This is a genomic window from Bacteroidota bacterium (assembly GCA_016714535.1).
Classification (GTDB): domain Bacteria; phylum Bacteroidota; class Bacteroidia; order AKYH767-A; family OLB10; genus JADKFV01.
Genome location: JADKDR010000002.1, coordinates 57,249 through 77,743, shown reverse-complemented (window position 1 = coordinate 77,743; position 20,495 = coordinate 57,249). Strand labels below are relative to the sequence as shown.

Below are 20,495 nucleotides of genomic sequence, written 5' to 3'. Positions count from 1 at the left end.
CTTTTTCATATTCGTGTTGTGTTTACTTGTCTCCCAATTTTCGTATTCACAAAGTTCATCAACTCGGATTGAGATAGATGCAATAAACGACTCTCTCTTCGTTTTTTTAATACAATCAAAAACAGACAGCGTGCGCATACATCATAAAACTGTTGCACTTAACCCGGATAGTAATTTACAAAAAGCGGCAACCAATCATGTAAACTATGTTATGCAGCAGGGCACGCTAACGCACTTTCAAGCTGGTAGCCGTCAGTTGTATGACCCTTTTGATAGGGCGGTATTTTACAAGGCCGCATTTGGAACAGTAGGAGAAAATATTGCCTTTACCTATATCGGAAAATTAACTAAAAGTAATTATGGCAAACCACACACTAACTTTACTTACGAAGAAGTGGCTGATGATCTGGTAAAGATGTGGAAGCACTCTGCAGAACACTTTAAAAATTTAACTGAAAAAGAATTTACTCATTCCGGAATTGCAATTGCTTTTTCTTATAAAGAGCAAGCCTTGTATGCTGTGCAAGTGTATGGAGGAAATAAAAAGAAATAATAAGTGAATTAATATTGCAGCACGCGCTCAATCATTGCCCTTACTTTATCTGTATTGGGCACCATGGTTTGCTCGAGGATAGCGTTAAGAGGAATGGCTGGCAAATTTTCGCTTCCAATAACCATAACAGGTGCATCAAGATCTTGAAAGCACTGTTGCTGTATACGTCCACATAGCGCCTGTGCAAAACTATTGTTGTATGGCTCTTCGGTAACTACCAAGCAACGGTTATGTTTTTTTACTGATTGAAAAATAGCTTGCTCATCCAACGGATATAGTGAGCGCAGGTCAATAATTTCTACTTTTTCAGCAAACTCCTTACTTGCATTTCGCGCCCAATAAACACCCATGCCGTAAGTAATAACGGTAACCGTATTAGTTGTCGAATTCGAATCGGCTTCCTGCACCATTCGCGCTTTCCCAATTGGAATGATATAATCTTCATCGGGTTCAATTGTTTTAGCCTCTTCGGTACCCTTTATTTTACTCCAGTACAATCCTTTGTGTTCTAATATTACTACAGGGTTGGGGTCGTAGTAGGCAGCCTTTAGCAATCCCTTTAAATCGGCTCCGGTACTTGGATATAAAACCTTTATACCTTTTATGTTGGTGAGCACACTTTCTACACTGCTACTATGATAAGGACCTCCGCTGCCATAGGCACCAATGGGCACACGGACAATACAACTTACCGGAAACTTTCCAACTGTGAGGTAACAGCTTCGGCTTACTTCGGTAAATAATTGATTAAGTCCTGGCCAAATATAATCAGCAAATTGCACCTCAACAATGGGCCGTAACCCAACAGCGCTCATCCCCACGGTGCTTCCAATAATAAATGCTTCCTGTATAGGGGTATTAAAAACTCTGTGGTCACCAAACTTTTGAGCAAGAGTAGCCGCCTCGCGAAATACGCCTCCAAGCCTGCGGCCAACATCCTGACCATACAATAAGCACTCGGGGTGTTTTGCCATCAGTTCCTGAATGGCAAACAAAGCGCTGTCAACCATTACAGTTTTTTCTTTCCCTACCGGTTCGCGTACTCCTCTTTCTTCGGTAACAGGAGTGGGAGCAAATTCATGTAAAAATAAATCTTCGGGGAGAGGGTCCTGGGCATTGCGTGCACGCTCAAAATCTGCTGACACCTTAGTACGCACATCATTTTCAATAATGATTAGCTCGCTTTCATCCATGCCCATTTGCAATAAAAGATTGCGCAGAAGCGGATAGGGGTCTCGCGCAGAAGCTTCTTCCAAATCATCACGGTACCACTCCTTGCGTACACCGCTTGTATGGTGATTAAGCAAAGGCACTTTTGCATGCACCATTACTGGTTTTCCTTCTTTACGAATATAGGCCAATGTTTCGTGCAAGGTATTATAACACAACGAAAAATCAGTTCCATCAATGGAATACACTTTTAAGCCTTTAAACCCTTCGGCATATTCATTAGCGTCCATAGCTCTTATTTCGGCAGCAGTGGCACTTATATCCCATCCATTATCCTGAATAAAATATAAAATAGGCAACCCTCGCAGCACTGCCATTTGAAAGGCTTCGCTCACTTCACCTTCGGTAACCGAAGCATCACCCAGAGAACATACGGCTACAGGTCTTACCTCATCGGGCATCAATTGCATTTGCTGTGCATATTGTATACCCATTGCAATGCCTGTGGTAGGTATGGCTTGCATACCTGTTGCGCTGCTCTGATGAGGTATTACCGGCATTCCCTCTCTACGAAGCGAAGGATGCGAATAATAAGTACGACCACCACTGAACGGATCATCACGTTTGGCCATCAATTGCAACATAAGTTCGTATGGCTCCATGCCTATCGAAAGCAAAATACTATCGTCACGGTAATAAGCAGATAAATAGTCTATCGGTTTTAGTTGTAATCCCAGTGCAATCTGAAAAGCTTCGTGGCCTCGCGAAGTAGCATGCACATACTTGCTTGTAAACGATGCATTGGCCTCGTAAATCTCGGTCATTGCTTTTGCTGTGCATATTAATTCGTATGCGCGCAAAAGTGTATGATCTTCTATTTTATTCTTTCGCTTGTGTTGAGTAAGCATTTGACTTTTTTTGAAAATTTGCTTTTGAAAAAATTAATTTACCAATATTAATACTTCGCCCTTTTCAACCTTTTGTCCCTTGCTGATTTTTATAGATTTTACTTTCATATCTGCAGGGGCTTTAATGGCATTTTCCATTTTCATTGCTTCTAATACCAACAATGTATCGCCTTTTAGCAACTCATCGCCTTCCTTAACCAATACCTGAACTACTAAGCCCGGCATGGGTGCTTTTATGTCATTCAGCTTGGGCTTTATGGCTGCATCCATTCCCAAATCGTGCAGCAATTCATCAAATTTATCTTTAATAGAAACAGTATAAATGGTTGCATTAACTTTTATAATAGCATTTCGAGATCCCTTATCAATGCTAACCAACTCAACACTATACACTCGATTATTTTTTAGCACATGCCATTTGTTTTTTGCAACAACTACTTTATCAAGAACAACTTTTTCATTATCGATGATCCATTCATTTCCTTCGCCTTTCAATAATGAAAGTGTTTTCTTTTCATTAACTTCTGCCTTTTGCATTTTATGAAAATTTAGTTGCAATGTTACACATTAGGCAACTATGTATCAAGATGATTTTAGAAAATAGTCGAACAAGACGTTAGCCTTTTTAATAGCTTGATCAACTGTTTTTTATAAGATGTTTAAGGCAATGTGCCAAGCTAAAAGAATCAATTCGTATCAATTTTTTCGAAACGACTGTGGTACACTTTGTTACTATTAAAAACTACAACCGAATAACTTCCAGAGGAAAGTATGGAGGCATCAATAATTAATTTATTGCCCGAAAACATATTTTCAAAGACCAACCTTCCTGCAATATCGGTAATGGAAATTTTTGCATCGTGAATAAATTCTGAGAATGTAGCTGTAAACATATCGTTTACAGGATTGGGTGCAACTGCAAAAGTTTCGTTCACCAACTCCTGATGAGACAAGTAAAATCCAACAACATTGCTTGGTACCTGACAAACCATTGCTGTCGCTAATAAGTACATAGTAGCTGCCGTTAACGGTTGGTGTAAACGATTGCGCATTGCTATAAACGGTAGTGTCGCCCACAATAAACCATTGGTAGCTAAAAGCAGTAGTTGAGCTTAACGTATTTCCACTTAATGTGGCAACAGGTGCCTGCGGCAACTGGAATTCAGTAATAAAGGCAGGAAAGACAACCGAATCGCACCCTATCAGATTGCATGCAACCAGGGTTACATTAAACACACCGTATGTATTGTAACAAATATTTACAGGATTTTGATCGGTGGAGGTTGCGGGCGAAGCACCGGTAAAATACCACATCCAGGAATAAGGATTATTCTGTGTAAGGTCAGTAAAATTAATACAGTTTTTATCGCAGAATACAGAATCATTTGCCGAAATATTGATGACTACACTTGCGCATGGAATAAAATTAAGGTTGACCGAATCGGAGGCTTTACAACCTTCAGTATTCTCTACCATCACCGCGAAAGTACCGTTTGTTGTGGCAGCCAGCGTAGATGCTGTACTTCCATTACTCCATACATAAGAGGAAAATGTTCCGGGGTTTAGCGTGTACGATTGGCCGATACAAAGGGTGCTATCTGCGCCCAAATTGGGCGCAGGGGGTGCATTGATTACTACCTGATAATATTGTGTATCGACTGCTGCTGATAATGATACCGTAACCACTTGCACATTGTAGTTGCCCGGTGCGGTAAATACATGACCGGTATTAAATGAATAACTACTGTTTAATAATCCGGAAGATGGGTCATCAAAATTCCACGACACCCCGGCATAAGAATTACTATCACTAATTAAGAACTGGGTAGTATCGTTGAAGCAGAAATTCTTTATGGTGGCTGCACTTAAAAGAGAATAAACAATATTTGGTAATCCACCATTTACACCAGTTGGAGTAATAATTTGTTGTTGAACAAAGTTGCACGCAGCACCACCATTCTCAGGGTTATTAATACAACTGATAAAAAAATTATACCAACCTACACTATATATTTTTTTATCTGGTCCCATTTGTAAACTTGCAAGCTCAGCAGCAGGTACTGTACCAACTAAATAATCACTGGCAAAAATGGCAGCAGCATTTCCACTAGAAATATCAAACTGATGTATCTCTCCTGTACCAAGCCCGTGGGCGGTGTACATATATTTGCCATCAAGCGAAAACTCGATACCATAAGGATACGGATAGGTTGCTGGAAAAGGAATAGGATTGCTTACCACTCCAGTACTATTGTCAAAATCTAAAAGTTCATATTGATTCATAAACAACATAGCAGTTGCCAATTTAGTAGCTTGTCTGTTAAATTTCATTTGCCCGATTGCATCATTATGTAAAAGGCCGGTGTTAGAAACTACAGGTGCACCCGATACTCCGGCCGCTGTTAGCAAGTATGCATAGGTGGTGTTATTACCAAGCCCATGATAAAGCACCCAATAATCAACCCCATTAGCATGTCGGCAACCGCACAGTTTTTCGGTAACATTATTAAGCAGAAAAGAATTCTTTACTACCACATCGCCATTACCACCATTTAAAGTTAAATCAACAGTAGAGTAAGATCCGATACTCATGGTTGTAAAAACAAAAAACAAGTTAGGGTTCCCAGGTGCAGGAATGATTAGAGCCGATTGGGTAGAAGAAGGCCCTCCCATTAATCCTGTGCCATTGGGCATGGCCGTATGATTCTTGTCATACACATATGAACCATCGGTATAAATTAATACCTGACCATTGTCATCACACCAGGTTGAAACTCCTTCTTCAGTGTTAATACTTCCTCCTAAATAGGTAGCAGTACCCGAATTAAAATCCAATCCCGAACCAAGGCCAAAGAACCATTGATTGAAATTTTTTGCCCATAGCCAAATTGAATGACCAGGAGCAACAACAAGAATACAAATGTTTTTCTATTCATATTTTTAAGCACTTAAAATGATTTTACTATTGACTTTTGCATTGGCACTCCTTCACATATTGCTGACAATGTATAATATCCTTTTGGAAGCATGATGCAGTTTATTAATTCCGATCTGGTTGATTTTCCACGAATCACAATTCTACCGGTAACATCATATAGGGAGTATGTTACTTCACGTTGAAATTTATTTTCTATGAAAATGGTTTCACCATTTGGAGATGCGCTTAAGGTAATACCTTGCACAATAACATTGCTAGTGCTAGCGTAAAAACCAACTACATTGCTTGGTACCTGGCAGCCATTGCTATCGCTTATTAGTACATAATAATTTCCGTTAACGGTAGGTGTAAACGTTTGTGCTGTTGAATACACGGTAGTATCACCTACAATATACCATTGGTATGTAAATGCCGGTGTGGACGTTAAGGTAGTGCCCTGCATTGTAATTACCGGTGCTGTTGGAAGTTGGAACTCTGTAATAAAATTAGGAATCACAATCGTATCACACCCATTGATGCTGCAAGCAATAAGTGTTACATCAAAAGAGCCAAAGTTATTATAACAAATCCCTGTTGGATTCTGATCGGTTGATGTTGCTGGCGATGCACCTGTAAATGTCCACTGCCAGGTAGTTGGGTTAAACTGCGACTGATCGAAAAAATCGATGCAGTTTTTATCGCAAAATAACGTATCGCTTGAAGCAAATGCCGCCACAACACTACCACATGGTACAATTTCGACCTGATAATATTGTGTATCAACTGCAGCTGATAAGGACACCGTTACTAACTGCACGTTGTAAGTACCAGGTGACGAATAGTAATGGGAGGCGTCATAATTGTAGCTGTTGTTTAATGGACCCGACCCGGGATCACCAAAGTCCCATGAAACACCTGCAAATCCTGAACTATCAGCAATGAGGAATGTAGTAGTATCGCCCAGGCAAAAATTCTGAATAGTTGCCACTTGCAAAAAGCCGAAGATAATATTGGGCAAGCCACCATTTGCCACATTGCTCAATGTGGTTTGTTGTAATACAAAATTGCAGGCAGCACCCCCATTCTCCGGATTGTTTATGCAGCTTAAATAATTATTTCCCCAACCACAGTTGTATATTTTTTTGTCAGGCCCCATTTGGAGAGCACCACAAGTAGATGAGTTTACTGAGCCTACCAGATAATCGGATGCAAAAATAGTGGCTGCAACTCCGCTCGAAATATCAAACTGACGAATCTCTCCGGCAGCTAATCCTCTTGATACATACAAATATTTTCCATCAAGAGAAAATTCCACGCCATATGAATGTGGATAGATTGCCGGAAAAGGAATAGGATTGCTAACTATGCCGGTGGCATTGTCAAAATCACACAGCTCATACGTATCCATGTAACGGATAGCACATGCCAATTTGGTTCCTTGTCTGTTAGCTTTCATGTATCCAATTTGGTTTGAGTGCGATAACCCTACAGACGATATGATTGCGTTGGTAGAAACACCAATACTAGTTACCAAATAAGCATAGTAATCACTGTTATTAAAACCATGATACAATACCCAATAGTCAACTCCGTTAGCATGTTTTAGGGCACATAATTTTTCGGTAAGATTAGTTTGCAAAGACACATTCTTTATAGTAATATCTCCTTTCCCATTATTCAAACTCAAATCGAGTTCTGAATAGCTGCCATCACCATCTACAGTAAAAACATAAAACATAGTTTGGCTACCAGGTTTTGGAACAATGATAGCCGACTGACTTGATGATGCGCCACCGCCAAGTCCATTTCCATTTGGCATGGCTGCATGGCTGCTATCGTAAACAGTTAATCCATCCGTATATATTCTGACTTTGCCGTTGCTGTCGCACCAGGTAGCAACCCCTTCGGAACTATTTAATGCCCCATAGCCAATACTCATTGCGGCACCTGAATTAAAATCGAGTCCGCAATTAGACCCAAAAAACCACTGGTTATAAGATTTCTGCGCTTGCCCTTGCAGCACGATGATAATACAATAAACTATTAGTAATGCTTTCTTCATTGCTGTGAATTTTAATTTTGAGATTTTACAAGAGGTATCCTTTTGGTTTTGTCTGGAGATATAATGACAATGGTATAATATCCTGGCGCCAATTTCCGCGCATCAATTAGTATCAGGCTGTGCCCGCTACCACGTTGCAATTGCTTACCTGCAACATCGTATATGGTATAGGTTAACATGCGGTTTTGATTATCGCTAACAGTAATATATTCATTAAACGGATTCGGAAAAATCGAAATACTGTGGTCATCAGATGAATGAATGCCGGTATAAAAACCAACTACGTTACTAGGACTCTGACAACCATTACTATCATTTATAAGAACATAATAATTGCCGTTAACAGTGGGAGTAAAAGATTGTGATGTGCTATAAATGGTTGTATCGCCAACAACAAACCATTGATAGCTGAATGCAGGTGTTGAACTTAGTATATTTCCTGTCAAGGTAATTACAGGTGCCGCTGGCAACTGAAACTCGGTAATGAAATTAGGCATGAGAACAGTGTCGCAACCTGCGGCATTGCAAGCTATCAGAGTCACGTCAAAACTTCCATAATTGTTATAACAAATTCCAATTGGATTCTGATCGGTAGATGCAGCGGGCGATGCTCCAGTAAATGTCCACTGCCAAGAGGTGGGATTAAATTGCGACTGATCGAAAAAGTCGATACAGTTTTTATCGCAAAATAATGTGTCGCTTGATGCCAATGCAGCAACCACCTGATTGCAAGTTTCTATTTCGATGTCATAATAAAAAGTATCAACGGAAGCATTTAAACTCACCAACACCAATTGCACCTTATACATACCGGGTGCAGAAAAAACATGAGATGTAGAAAAGTCATAACTAACATTGAGTGGTACTGTTGTTGGATCATCAAAATCCCATGCTACAGCAGCAAATAAACCGCTATCCTGAATCATAAGCAAGGCGGTGTCACCATAACAAAGTTTATCAAACTCAGCAAATCCAAAAGCAGAAGAAAGGCAGTTTGGCAAACCTGCTGTAACACTTAACGATATGGGTACTTGTTGTAAAACAAAATTACAAGCAACTCCCGAATCTTCCGGATTATTAATACAACTCAGATAATAGTTACCCCAACTGCTATTGTATATTTTTCGATCGGGGCCCATTTGCAAAGCACCGCAAGCAAGCGATGATATGGTACCAACCTGATATTCGCTGGCAAGAATTGCCGATAGCAAACCGGATGAAATATTAAATTGTTTAATTACTCCATTTTGCAAACCATAACTTATGTACATATACTTACCTGAAAGTGAAAATTCTAATCCGTAAATATTCGGGTAATTGGCCGGAAATAATACCGGGTTGGTTACCATTCCTGTTGCATTATCAAAATCAAAAAGTTCTATTGTATTTTGATAATGGAGTGCACATGCCACCTTGGAGGCCTGTGCATTAAATTTCATATAGCCAAGAAAGGTTGATTGAACCACTCCCACTGTTGATGTAACTGGCGCAGAACTTACACCGGCACTTGTAAGCAAAAATGCATAAAAGGTGCTTGTATTATCTCCATGAAACATTATCCAATAATCTACTCCATTGGCATGTTTACAATAGCTCAAACGTTCGTTAGTATTACTTTGCAACAACGTGTTTTTCACCGTAACGTCTCCGTTACCACCATTAAGCGATAGATCGACAATGGAATACATGCCTTCTGAAAACGTTGTGAAAATATAAAAAATACTTGCCGAGCCAGGCAATGGTACTATGATAGCACCTTCGGTGCTGCTTACACTTGAGTTTAGTCCAGTGCCATTTGGCATCAGCGCATGATTTTTATTATAAACGCTAACCCCATTGGTATAAATTAAAACCTGTCCGTTAACATCACACCAGGTGGCACAACCTTCATCAGTTAAAAGTGAACCATTCATAAATGTGGGAGTACCGGAATTAAAATCAACTCCGCAACCCATTCCAAAAAACCACTGATTGTATTGCTTTTGGGCGTGCACTATACATACAGCAAAAACAAGCATTAATAATAGAAGGGCACCAGATTTTTTCATGATTAAAATATTTTAGTTTGAAATTACCAATCGTGAATAACTTATCATATCCATGCTTCTGGTTAACAACGTATAATATCCAGGTGACAAATTTTTGGTTACTATACGCTTCTTAGTTCCAACAAAAATTTCGCTATATACCAATCTTGCTAAGGCATCATAAATTTCCACTTGCACATTCTGCTTAACTTGGGTTTTGCTTTCTATTATAAAGTAATCATTTGCCGGATTGGGGTATATGAAATAAATATTGTTTACAACAAGCTCGGGTGTGGAGGAAAAAAACCCGATAACATTACTTGGCGCCTGACATCCGTTACTATCATTAATGAGAACATAATAATTTCCGTTAACGGTAGGAGTAAACGATTGTGATATACTATACACAGTGGTATCGCCTACAATGTACCATTGATAACTAAATGCTGGCGTACAACTAAGCACATTGCCGGTTAAGGTAATTACGGGTGCCGCTGGCAATTGAAACTCTACAATAAAACTAGGGAAAGTAACCGTATCGCAACCTGCAGCATTGCAGGCAATAAGCGACACATCAAAACTTCCATAATTGTTATAGCAGATATTAGTTGGATTTTGATCGGTAGATGAAGATGGTGATGCACCAGTAAATGTCCATTGCCAGGAAGTGGGATTAAATTGCGACTGATCGAAAAAGTCGATACAGTTTTTATCGCAAAATAATGTGTCGCTTGAGGCAAGGTTTGCAACCACTGCATTGCATAATTTAATCTCCACATCAAAAGTTAATGTATCAATTACTGTGTTGAGATAAACCACTACCATTTGAACCGTATAATTGCCTGGTGACGAAAACACATGGCTGGTTGAAAAACTATAGCTCAGATTTAATGGCCCTGTACTTGGGTCACCAAAATCCCATGCTATGGCGGCAAGTGCCAAACTATCCGAAGCTACAAATGTGGTTGTATCGCCAAAGCAAAAATTATTAATTAGCGCTTGTTGAGTAAAATAACTGGCTACAAAATTAGGTAAACCAAGCCCACAGGTTTTGCCGCCTAGTGATGGTCCTGAAAGCGAATATCCACAAGCTGCTCCAAGCGAATCGGGATAATTAATAACTCCCAATTGAGTATTCCCATCCAGTGCAATGTATAATTTCTTATCATATCCAATTTGCATTTGCCCAAGATTGTATTGGTTAGGGCCCGGACCAAGATTAACTTGTGATGCAATGATGGCAGCCGAATTACCAGCATCTAAATCATATTGATATACCGCACCGGGTGTTGGATTTTGTATATGATAAAAAAAGCGGCTGTTAGGCGAAAATCCACATCCATATATTTGGGTACTGATAGGCACATTGGTAGCATTTGAAACAATACCAGTAAGATTATCGAAATCGCAAACACTTGCTGTTGAAGCTCCACCTAATGTGGTAAAGGCAACATGCTTTCCATTGGGCGAAAAATGCATTTGGCCAACTGAAGCATCAATGATTCCTACACTAGAGTTAACAGGCACATTGTTTACACCTGCCGAAGTCAGCAAAAATGCAATAAACGTATTGTTGTTACTACCATGAGTCATTATCCAATAATCCGTGCCATTAGCATGTTTTACCGCAGCTAGTTTTTCTGTAATACCCGAAACAAGTAACACATTTTTGGTAGCGGTAACATCGCCAAGGCCTCCGTTCAGTGTCATGTCTACAATGGAGTAATAAATTGAAACGGTAGAGTTGGAAAAAATATAATATTGATTGGTATTGGCCGGGTCGGGCACAATAAGAGCCGATTGGTTAGTAGTATTACTACCAAACATGCCGCTGCCATTGAGCATTCCCTGATGGTTAGCATTCCATGCCGTAACACCATCTGTATAAAACAACAGATTACCCTGCTGATCGGCAATGCTTGAGCTGCCTTCGTATTGATTCATGGCGTTGTTTGTTAATGCCACCGGAGTTCCGCTTATAAAATCAAGTGCCGAGTTATTGCTGAAGTACCATTTGGTTGTTTCATATTGCGCATTAGTAATTTGCACTAATAAAATCAGTGCAAGAGTGAATCTAGTTTTCATACAATTAAGAACTTATAAATTACTATTGTCTTATGATCGTAAATCTGTAGCTCGCTGTTTCGCTTAACAAGGCAAGCGTATATACTCCCCGTGACAAATTTTCAAGACTAATTAAATTGTTCTGTTCACTTATTATACCCTGCTTAACAACACGCGATGTAATGTCATAAACCACATAGTTTAATTTTCCTTTTATACCATTTAAATTCTTCACGCTAATAAGGTCATTAAATGGATTAGGAGAAATCACAAAACCATTTGATGAAACCATCGTTTGCACATCCAAATAAAACCCGATAACATTACTTGGATTCTGACATCCGTTGCTATCAGTAATGAGAACATAATAATTTCCGTTAACAGTAGGAGTAAACGATTGAGCGATGCTATACACATTGGTATCGCCTACAATGTACCATTGATAACTAAATGCTGGCGTACAACTAAGAACATTGCCGGTTAAGGTAATTACGGGTGCCGCTGGCAATTGAAACTCGACAATAAAATTGGGGAAGGTGACCGTATCGCAACCTGCAGCATTGCAGGCAATAAGCGAGACATTAAAACTGCCATAATTGTTATAACAGATATTAGTTGGATTCTGATCGGTAGACGAAGATGGCGATGCGCCTGTAAATGTCCATTGCCAGGAAGAAGGGTTAAATTGCGATTGATCGTAAAAGTCGATGCAATTCTTATCGCAGAAAAGCGTATCGCTTGAGGCAAGGTTTGCAACCACTGCATTGCATAATTTAATCTCCACATCAAAAGTTAATGTATCAATTACTGTGTTGAGATAAACCACTACCATTTGAACCGTGTAATTGCCTGGTGCCGAAAACACATGGCTGGTTGAAAAACTGTAGCTCACATTTAATGGCCCTGTACTTGGGTCACCAAAATCCCATGCTATGGCTGCAAGCGCCAAACTATCAGAAGCTACAAATGTGGTTGTATCGCCAAAGCAAAAATTATTAATTAGCGCTTGTTGAGTAAAATAACTGGAGGTAAAATTAGGTAAACCAAGCCCACAGGTTTTGCCGCCCAACGATGGTCCTGAGAGCGAATATCCACAAGCTGCTCCAAGCGAATCGGGATAATTAATAACCCCCAATTGAGTATTCCCATCCAGTGCAATGTATAATTTCTTATCATGTCCAATTTGCATTTGCCCAAGATTGTATTGGTTAGGGCCCGGACCAAGATTAACTTGTGATGCAATGATGGCAGCCGAATTACCGGCATCTAAATCATATTGATATACCGCACCGGGTGTTGGATTTTGTATATGATAAAAAAAGCGGCTGTTAGGTGAAAATCCACATCCATATATTTGGGTACTGATAGGCACATTGGTAGCATTTGAAACAACACCTGAAAGGTTATCAAAATCGCAAACACTTGCTGTAGAAGTTCCACTTACTGTGCTAAAGGCTACATGCTTTCCATTAGGCGAAAAATGCATTTGACCTATAGCGCCATTATCCACAATCCCTACATTGGAGTTAACGGGTACATTGTTTACACCTGCCGCTGTCAGCAAAAATGCAATAAACGTATTGTTACTGTTACCATGGCTCATTATCCAATAATCGGTGCCATTAGCATGTTTTACCGCAGCTAGTTTTTCCGAAATACCGGAAACAAGAAAGACGCTTTTGGTAGCGGTTACATCACCAAGGCCTCCGTTCAGTGTCATGTCTACAATGGAGTAATAAATTGAAACGGTAGAGTTAGAGAAAATATAATATTGATTGGTATTGGCCGGGTCGGGAACAATAAGAGCCGACTGATTAGTAGTAGAATTACCAAACATACCGCTGCCATTGGGCATTACCTGATGGTTGGCGTTCCACGCTGTAACACCATCTGTATAAAACAATAGATTTCCCTGATTATCGGCAATACTTGAGCTGCCTTCATATTGATTCATGGCGCTGTTTGTTAATGCCACCGGTGTTCCACTTATAAAATCAAGTGCCGAGTTATTGCTGAAATACCATTTGGTAGTTTCATATTGAGCAAAAGAAATTTGCACCAATATAATCAGTGCAAGAGTGATTTTTGTTTTCATATAATTAAGAATTTTTAATTGTTACTGTTTTACGAGCGTAAATCTGTAGCTCGCTGTTTCGCTTAACAAGGCAAGCGTATATACTCCACGTGACAACTTTTGAAGATTAATTAAATTGTTCTGTTCGCTTACTATACCTTGCTTAACTACCCGTGATGTAATGTCATAAACCACATAGTTTAATTGTCCGTTTAATCCATTCAAATACTGCACATTAATAAAGTCATTAAATGGATTAGGAGAAATTACAAAACCATTTGCTGAAACCACCGTTGACACATCCAAATAAAACCCGATAACATTACTTGGATTCTGACATCCGTTGCTATCAGTAATGAGAACATAATAATTTCCGTTAACAGTAGGAGTAAATGATTGTGCGGTGCTATACACATTGGTATCGCCTACAATGTACCATTGATAACTAAATGCTGGCGTACAACTAAGAACATTGCCGGTTAAGGTAATTACGGGTGCCGCTGGCAATTGAAAGTCGACAATAAAATTGGGGAAGGTGACCGTATCGCAACCTGCAGCATTGCAGGCAATAAGCGAGACATTAAAACTGCCATAATTGTTATAACAGATATTAGTTGGATTCTGATCGGTAGACGAAGATGGCGATGCGCCTGTAAATGTCCATTGCCAAGAAGAAGGGTTAAATTGCGATTGATCGTAAAAGTCGATGCAATTCTTATCGCAGAAAAGCGTATCGCTTGATGCAAGGTTTGCAACTACAGCATTGCATAATTTTATTTCAACCTGATAACTCAGTGTATCGACCGTAGTATTTAGATACACAACTATTAGTTGCACAGTGTATGTACCCGGAGCAGAAAAAACATGATTGGTCGAGAAACTGTAACTTGCATTTAGTGGCCCTGTACTTGGATCACCAAAGTCCCATGCTACAGCAGCAAGCACTGCAGAGTCGGCTACAACAAACGAGGTAGAATCGCCAAAACAGAAATTTTGAATGATGGCGTTATTCGTAAAATAACTTGCTACGTAGTTGGGCAATCCTAATCCATTGGTTCCAATTAATGATACCCCATTTTGCTGAAAGTTTACTGAAGCTGCAGGCGAGTCAGGATTATTAATAACAGCCAAATAATTTAAGCCATCCATTGCAAGATATACTTTTTTGTCAGGCCCTATTTGCATTTGACCCATATGATGTCCGCTTACTCCTGTGCCCACACTTGTGCCCGAAGCAATAATTGCTGCCGAATTGCCCAGGGTGAGGTCATATTGAAAAACCCCTGCCGGAGATGGATTGCCCTGATGGTAAAAATACTTACTATTTGGACTGAAAGTGCAGCCATAAATTTGGTTGGAATATGGAATGCTAAATGAATTAAAAGGAATTCCTGTAGTATTATCAAACTCTGATACGCATGCATTAGTTGATGAAGCGTAGGTGGTAAACGCAACCCACTTACCATCAGGCGAAAACTGCATTTGACCAATTGAACCTGCATCAGGCGCTCCGGTTGTAGTGGTTACCGGAACCAAATTTACACCTGCAGAAGTTAGCAGATAAGCATAAAATTCACTGTTGCCAGCACCATGAACCATTATCCAATAATCACTTCCATTGGCATGTTTTACACCCGCAAGTTTTTCTGAAATGTTCGACTTAAGAAAGACATTTTTTGTGGTAACATCACCTAGTCCTCCGTTTAAAGTCATATCAACTACCGAGTAATAAAGGTCAGACATCGAATTACAAAACACATAATATTGTTGTGTATTGGCAGGATCGGGCACGATGAGTGCCGACTGATTGGAAGAGAAATTCCCCATTAAGCCGGTACCATTGGGCATGTTAACATGATTGCTGTTCCATATACTCATACCATCTGTATAAAACAGCAAATTGCCTTGCTTATCGCAGATGCTGCTGCTGCCTTCATATTGATTCATCGCACTGTTGCCCAAAGCCACTGGAACACCGCTTGTAAAATCAAGCGCACAGGTATTACTAAAATACCACAGGATGGTCTCCTTTTGTGCTACTGATATTGTGGTAAGAAAACAAAAGATAATCGAGTAAATTTTTCTCATATTTTGACAATTTAGGTTTTGTAAAGTTGGTTTCAAATGTAAGCTTATTTTTAAAAAACCATATTAAAATAAACCTTTGAAAGTAAGTATTGGTTGAAAAGCAGATTTATTTGTTAAAATGCATCTTATGCTATCAAAATTGCTTTAATCTAAAGGCATTGAAAAGGCACAATAAAAATCAAAAAGGTGTAGTCACGAATTTTCATACAAATAAATACACAGTTTCCCGTTGGGTATTGATTATTTTTTGACAAGTATTACCCATTACAGCAGGCTAAAACCTGAATTCAAAAAAATAAGTAATCAAAGATTATTCGATACGGAATACGGGGTAACGATTGTGTGATTTTTCGTAGTAAGGAGAGTGGCGGTAAATATATGCTAGCTGTTCCCATTCATTTTTCTCAAATTTGTTATCACGCACATACTTTTCAAAATCCGATTTTAATTCGGGGTTTTGAGACAAAAGTTTTTGTGCAATTGGTTGAAACAAATAAGGGCTAAACCATTCCTTTTGATTAAGTATGGCATCAAAAAAATTCCATGCAAAAAAACCATCCGGAGCATTTGCTTCAAGCACATTTGCCAGGTAAGCATTACCTGCCTGATTACAGTAGATAACAAAATCTCCCTTGCTAAACTGCACATGATGATTTTCCCGGGTAAGTTCAATTTTTGAGTGAAGATGGTGGTTCTCATAAGGACGCTTGGGCGAGCTATAATCCTTAATATAGGTAGCAGTAACCAATATGGTAGTATCTGCATTTAGCCTGCTCATTTCGATATTCGATTGTCTTAACCGCTCAACTACCTTTTCCCATTGCTGGGGTATTACATACGCCTGTGGCAATTTTGTTGTAACGGTTGCTGTATAGGTATTGAAGTATGGTATCATCTTTTCGTAAGGCTTGCTGCGGTTATAGACTATGTAAGGTGAGTTAGTTACTGTGCTTGTAACATACTCTGCGCCATATCCTTTAAACAAAAGGCTATCGCTTTTCGTCTTATCCAGTTGCCAATCTAATCCAAACACTTTTTGTGTTTTGGTATACTCTTCTGCTTTTTTCTTTATGGATATTATATCGTTACCATGTTGCGAGGAGTACTCGGCTATTGATTGCAATAAATTAAATGTTGATTGCACCTGCTCCGGGTATGGTTTTAGCATATGGCTTTCAGTAACAAACGAAAATGTGTTAAACAGACTGGTGTACCCGGTAGAATATCGGCAACCATCCATAAAGGCAACTATCCCCGAATCGGGCGATTCGTCAATGGTTTCAACATAGGGAATCATTTCATCGTTCCTTTTTTTCATAATCTTATACAGTTGAGGCAAAAAAGATTGTTGCATGTAGCTGGAAATTACTGGAGATATTTTATCTTTTTGTGAATCAATCAGCGTCATCGTATAGGTATAGTCGGCTCCATCACTAATATGTGTATCGGCAAAAATATGCGGTTTATATCGATGAAACAATTGCTGAAACACCAAGGTGTTTCGTGAATCAGCTTTTATAAAGTCACGGTTTAAATCAAGGTTTATCGCATTGCCTCTAAATCCATATTCTTCTGGTCCGTTTTGATTTGCTCGTGAAAAACCGTTGCGATTTTGTGCTCCATCCACATTATATATTGGAATAATTATCACGTTAATTTTGGAGAGAATTGCCTTGCTTTCGGTAAGCAACCAATAGGCAAAATTCATTGAAGCATCAATTCCACAAGGCTCTCCGGGATGAATGCCATTCATTATCATCAGGCAAAGCTTAGTACTATCATACTTGGCATCAGAGGTGAGTAATACGGAATATATAGGGCGATTGGCATCGCTTAGGCCTTCTTCGTTTATAGTAACATTTTCGAAATTATCGCTAAGGTTAAAGTAGAAGCTATTGCACTCGGCAACTGTTACCGTTTGGTTCTTTAAATATTTTTTCGAAACGTCTTGAGCGGCAAGGTGCAACCCAGAGGGACTTAGCGTAAACATTACGATTGCAAGGTAAAGTGATTTCATAAACAGCTTATTATTTGGGCTACCAAATTTAATAGAATTGAAGCCCGCTGCTGCAGGAAAAAGAAAAAATAAAATTTATTTCTTAAACGCCTGTTGTATAATGTCCATGTATTTTGCTCCAAAAGTGGCAATGCACCACATCATAAGCATTTTCTTTTCATCATTCTTAAGCCATTGGAGGGCTTTATATAATTCTTTGCGAAATAGTTCTCGGTCAAAACTTACCTTTTGCAAAACCTGCTTGGTGTATTCAAACATATGGTTCAGATTTAAGTGGTGCTAATTAACTAATATCAAACGATGATGTAAAGCAAATAGTATGCAAAGTTTTTATCTATGATTTACCCAATTTTGTTCATAAAATTTTTGCCTATGCTTTCTTTATGCTTACCACCAACAATTCTTTTTAGGCTTATTTATTCTTGCCTTAAAATTTATTTATATAAACAAACAAGAAGTCGATTTGTTAAATGGCATGAATAATTACATGTTAAATCTTCTAATTCAAACAAATAAAGGGCTGCCACAGCAGCCCTTTTACTTTTATGAAAAGGTATATTATTAATGTTTAATACACTTTATAGTATGCACATCATCATTACTATATAACGAAGCAATATAAACACCATGTTGCCACTCTTGTGGCAACTGAAACGTGTTTATCCCTTTCACCATTTGGCTCCACACTAGCTCACCCAAGTCATTGACAACTATAAATTCATATTGCTTATCGTTCGTATTCAAGCTGACGGCTTGTGTACCCAAATCAAAAGAAAATGACGGACCCGATTTTAACTCAGAACTAACTTTGCAATTGATAGTTGCTATAGTTGACGGAGAAGTTTTGGTACAGCCAAATGAATTTGTAACTACTACCCTATACGTTCCTGCAGACTTAATCTGATAACTATTTGCGGTTGCGCCATTGATGGCATTGGATCCCTTACGCCACTGATAGGCAAGGCCATTTCCATTGTTGGCTTGCACCTGGAGGCTATCGCCAGCACATAAACTTACATTGCCCGATGGGGTAATAGTAGCAGCAGGCATAGGACTAACTGTAACTGCCCGTCCGGCAGAAACTTTAGTACATCCATTGGCATTGGTTACCCGCACTTTATAGGTTCCTGATAACGTAGCTGTATAATTTGAGAGCGTAGCATTCGAAATACTTACATTGTTTTTCATCCATAGATAGGATAGCCCTTGGCCGGTATTGGCTTGCAACAATACACTAGCTCCTTTGCAAAAGGTAGTGGCACCTGCAGGAGTAATAGTAGCTGTGGGTAACGAATTCACTGTTACCTGGTGTGGCGATGAACTGACTGCACCACAGCTATTAGTAACTGACACCGTATATGTTCCTGAAGATGACACACTGATAGACTGTGTTGTAGCACCGTTGCTCCACAGATAGGAGTTACCACCATTAGCAGTTAAAACGGTGCTTTGCCCCTGGCAAAGTATTGTTGGGCTTGCGGGCGATATAGTTGCCACCGCACCAACTGTAAAGAAATGTGTATAGGTATTTCCAAGGTAGGTAATCTCGTATCGCCATGTGCCGGTACTTGCATTAGTTGGCAAGACCCATGTCCAGTACCACCACGAAGCGGAGTAGAAAACAGTAAAGTTTTGTGTCCATTGTTGCCAGATGGAATTGTTAGGCATATAAATTTTATGCTGCGCAGTTTGGCCATTTTGTTGATTGTGATAGTAGCTGGCAAAATACACCGTGTTGCCTCCACAAAAATTATCCTTATAGTTTAATGTTTCTGTAGCAGGGCATGCGGGAAAAACCGGGGCAGCATTGTGTGTTTTCAATGCATTTAGTCCTGACTCTGTATAGGGAACTTGAGCCGCCCACCAGGAGTTTGCGTTCTTAGTGTTGCATGTGCCTTGCCAGGGGTCTACAAGCGCACCGTTGGGATCGTATACTTCAAAGTGTAAATGTGGGCCGGTGCTGTTGCCACTACTTCCTACTACACCCAGGTACTCGCCAAGGGTCACCGTTGCACCCACAGCTTTGGAGGTAATCGAATTATTTTTAAGATGACCATACCAGGCAATGCTGCCATCGTTATGCTGAATATAAATGGCATTCCATTGGTTGTTGTTGGTAGTGCAACTGCGGTCAAAGTTACCATTGCTTTTATAGATTATAGTACCAGGAGCGGCAGCTATAACTTCAACCTGATTATTATCCATTTTGTACCACCAAAAAGGCCAGGTAAAAATATCCGTGCCCTTGTGACCATTATAGGCAATGTTGCCGCAGTTATAATCTTTAATTGCAGGTGTATTATCCTGATCGAGGTAATTGGAAATTGACCAATATCCGGGGTCGTTAAGTGATGTTGCCTTTTTCAGCGGCCATTGGAACAGCGTAATCATTTTGACATTTGGCTGTAAAGGTAATAGTATACCTTCCATCTGTAGTTTTTGCCTGCTTATCTTTAACGCTTCATAAATTACCGTGTAATCCTTTAGAGACAGGCACTCGTTATTAGTAACAGGGGCACTTCCGCCACCGTCTGCCTGTAGTACCTGCGCTTGCAAAGCCCAAGTGCAAATCACCATCATCCATGTTAAAGTAAATTTTAATCTTTTCATATATA

General features: G+C 39.5%; 13 protein-coding genes. 1 reads left to right on the top strand and 12 read right to left on the bottom strand.

Translation table 11 applies throughout. The annotated features are described in order from the left end of the window. Window positions 1-130 precede the first annotated feature (130 nt). Window positions 131-553, top strand: coding sequence for a CAP domain-containing protein (locus tag IPO27_03620; GenBank protein ID MBK8845686.1), 423 nt, complete (start codon window positions 131-133; stop codon window positions 551-553). A gap of 8 nt (window positions 554-561) precedes the next feature. On the opposite strand, the gene IPO27_03615 is transcribed toward IPO27_03620, so the two are convergent. From IPO27_03615 to IPO27_03560, 12 genes are all read right to left on the bottom strand, one after another. Then, a complete protein-coding gene (locus tag IPO27_03615) occupies window positions 562-2,631 on the bottom strand; it encodes a tungsten formylmethanofuran dehydrogenase (GenBank protein MBK8845685.1) in 2,070 nt (689 codons plus the stop codon). A gap of 33 nt (window positions 2,632-2,664) precedes the next feature. Next, the gene (locus tag IPO27_03610) at window positions 2,665-3,168 is read right to left on the bottom strand and encodes a biotin/lipoyl-binding protein (GenBank protein ID MBK8845684.1); all 504 of its coding nucleotides are present in this window, start codon (window positions 3,166-3,168) and stop codon (window positions 2,665-2,667) included. Window positions 3,169-3,317: 149 nt separating this feature from the next. Continuing rightward, window positions 3,318-3,524, bottom strand: coding sequence for a T9SS type A sorting domain-containing protein (locus IPO27_03605; GenBank protein ID MBK8845683.1), 207 nt, complete (start codon window positions 3,522-3,524; stop codon window positions 3,318-3,320). Next, complete coding sequence (locus IPO27_03600; GenBank protein ID MBK8845682.1) at window positions 3,445-5,466, bottom strand: PKD domain-containing protein; 2,022 nt, start codon at window positions 5,464-5,466, stop codon at window positions 3,445-3,447. The genes IPO27_03605 and IPO27_03600 overlap by 80 nt, the downstream gene beginning before the upstream one ends. Window positions 5,467-5,579: 113 nt before the next feature. Next, the gene (locus IPO27_03595) at window positions 5,580-7,610 is read right to left on the bottom strand and encodes a hypothetical protein (GenBank protein ID MBK8845681.1); all 2,031 of its coding nucleotides are present in this window, start codon (window positions 7,608-7,610) and stop codon (window positions 5,580-5,582) included. Between the two features lie 11 nt (window positions 7,611-7,621). Continuing rightward, window positions 7,622-9,658: a T9SS type A sorting domain-containing protein gene (locus IPO27_03590; GenBank protein ID MBK8845680.1), complete on the bottom strand. Its 2,037-nt coding sequence runs from the start codon at window positions 9,656-9,658 to the stop codon at window positions 7,622-7,624. A 12-nt stretch (window positions 9,659-9,670) separates the two neighbouring features. Next, window positions 9,671-11,722: a PKD domain-containing protein gene (locus IPO27_03585; protein MBK8845679.1), complete on the bottom strand. Its 2,052-nt coding sequence runs from the start codon at window positions 11,720-11,722 to the stop codon at window positions 9,671-9,673. A 22-nt stretch (window positions 11,723-11,744) separates the two neighbouring features. Then, window positions 11,745-13,796 (bottom strand): PKD domain-containing protein, encoded by a 2,052-nt coding sequence (locus IPO27_03580; protein MBK8845678.1) that lies wholly within the window; start codon window positions 13,794-13,796, stop codon window positions 11,745-11,747. Window positions 13,797-13,817: 21 nt separating this feature from the next. Continuing rightward, entirely contained in the window at window positions 13,818-15,863 is a 2,046-nt protein-coding gene (locus IPO27_03575; GenBank protein MBK8845677.1) for a T9SS type A sorting domain-containing protein, read from the bottom strand. Between the two features lie 310 nt (window positions 15,864-16,173). Then, window positions 16,174-17,880 (bottom strand): hypothetical protein, encoded by a 1,707-nt coding sequence (locus IPO27_03570; GenBank protein MBK8845676.1) that lies wholly within the window; start codon window positions 17,878-17,880, stop codon window positions 16,174-16,176. Between the two features lie 75 nt (window positions 17,881-17,955). After that, complete coding sequence (locus IPO27_03565; GenBank protein MBK8845675.1) at window positions 17,956-18,147, bottom strand: hypothetical protein; 192 nt, start codon at window positions 18,145-18,147, stop codon at window positions 17,956-17,958. Window positions 18,148-18,441: 294 nt separating this feature from the next. After that, window positions 18,442-20,490, bottom strand: coding sequence for a peptidoglycan DD-metalloendopeptidase family protein (locus IPO27_03560; protein MBK8845674.1), 2,049 nt, complete (start codon window positions 20,488-20,490; stop codon window positions 18,442-18,444). Window positions 20,491-20,495 lie beyond the last annotated feature (5 nt).

What these genes read in the sequence shown, in the direction of transcription:
- IPO27_03615 (MBK8845685.1), bottom strand. Translation starts at nt 2,631, where the DNA reads ATGCTTACTCAACACAAGCGAAAGAATAAAATAGAAGATCATACACTT.
- IPO27_03610 (MBK8845684.1), bottom strand. Translation starts at nt 3,168, where the DNA reads ATGCAAAAGGCAGAAGTTAATGAAAAGAAAACACTTTCATTATTGAAA.
- IPO27_03605 (MBK8845683.1), bottom strand. Translation starts at nt 3,524, where the DNA reads ATGTTTACAGCTACATTCTCAGAATTTATTCACGATGCAAAAATTTCC.
- IPO27_03595 (MBK8845681.1), bottom strand. Translation starts at nt 7,610, where the DNA reads ATGAAGAAAGCATTACTAATAGTTTATTGTATTATCATCGTGCTGCAA.
- IPO27_03590 (MBK8845680.1), bottom strand. Translation starts at nt 9,658, where the DNA reads ATGAAAAAATCTGGTGCCCTTCTATTATTAATGCTTGTTTTTGCTGTA.
- IPO27_03585 (MBK8845679.1), bottom strand. Translation starts at nt 11,722, where the DNA reads ATGAAAACTAGATTCACTCTTGCACTGATTTTATTAGTGCAAATTACT.
- IPO27_03580 (MBK8845678.1), bottom strand. Translation starts at nt 13,796, where the DNA reads ATGAAAACAAAAATCACTCTTGCACTGATTATATTGGTGCAAATTTCT.
- IPO27_03575 (MBK8845677.1), bottom strand. Translation starts at nt 15,863, where the DNA reads ATGAGAAAAATTTACTCGATTATCTTTTGTTTTCTTACCACAATATCA.
- IPO27_03570 (MBK8845676.1), bottom strand. Translation starts at nt 17,880, where the DNA reads ATGAAATCACTTTACCTTGCAATCGTAATGTTTACGCTAAGTCCCTCT.
- IPO27_03560 (MBK8845674.1), bottom strand. Translation starts at nt 20,490, where the DNA reads ATGAAAAGATTAAAATTTACTTTAACATGGATGATGGTGATTTGCACT.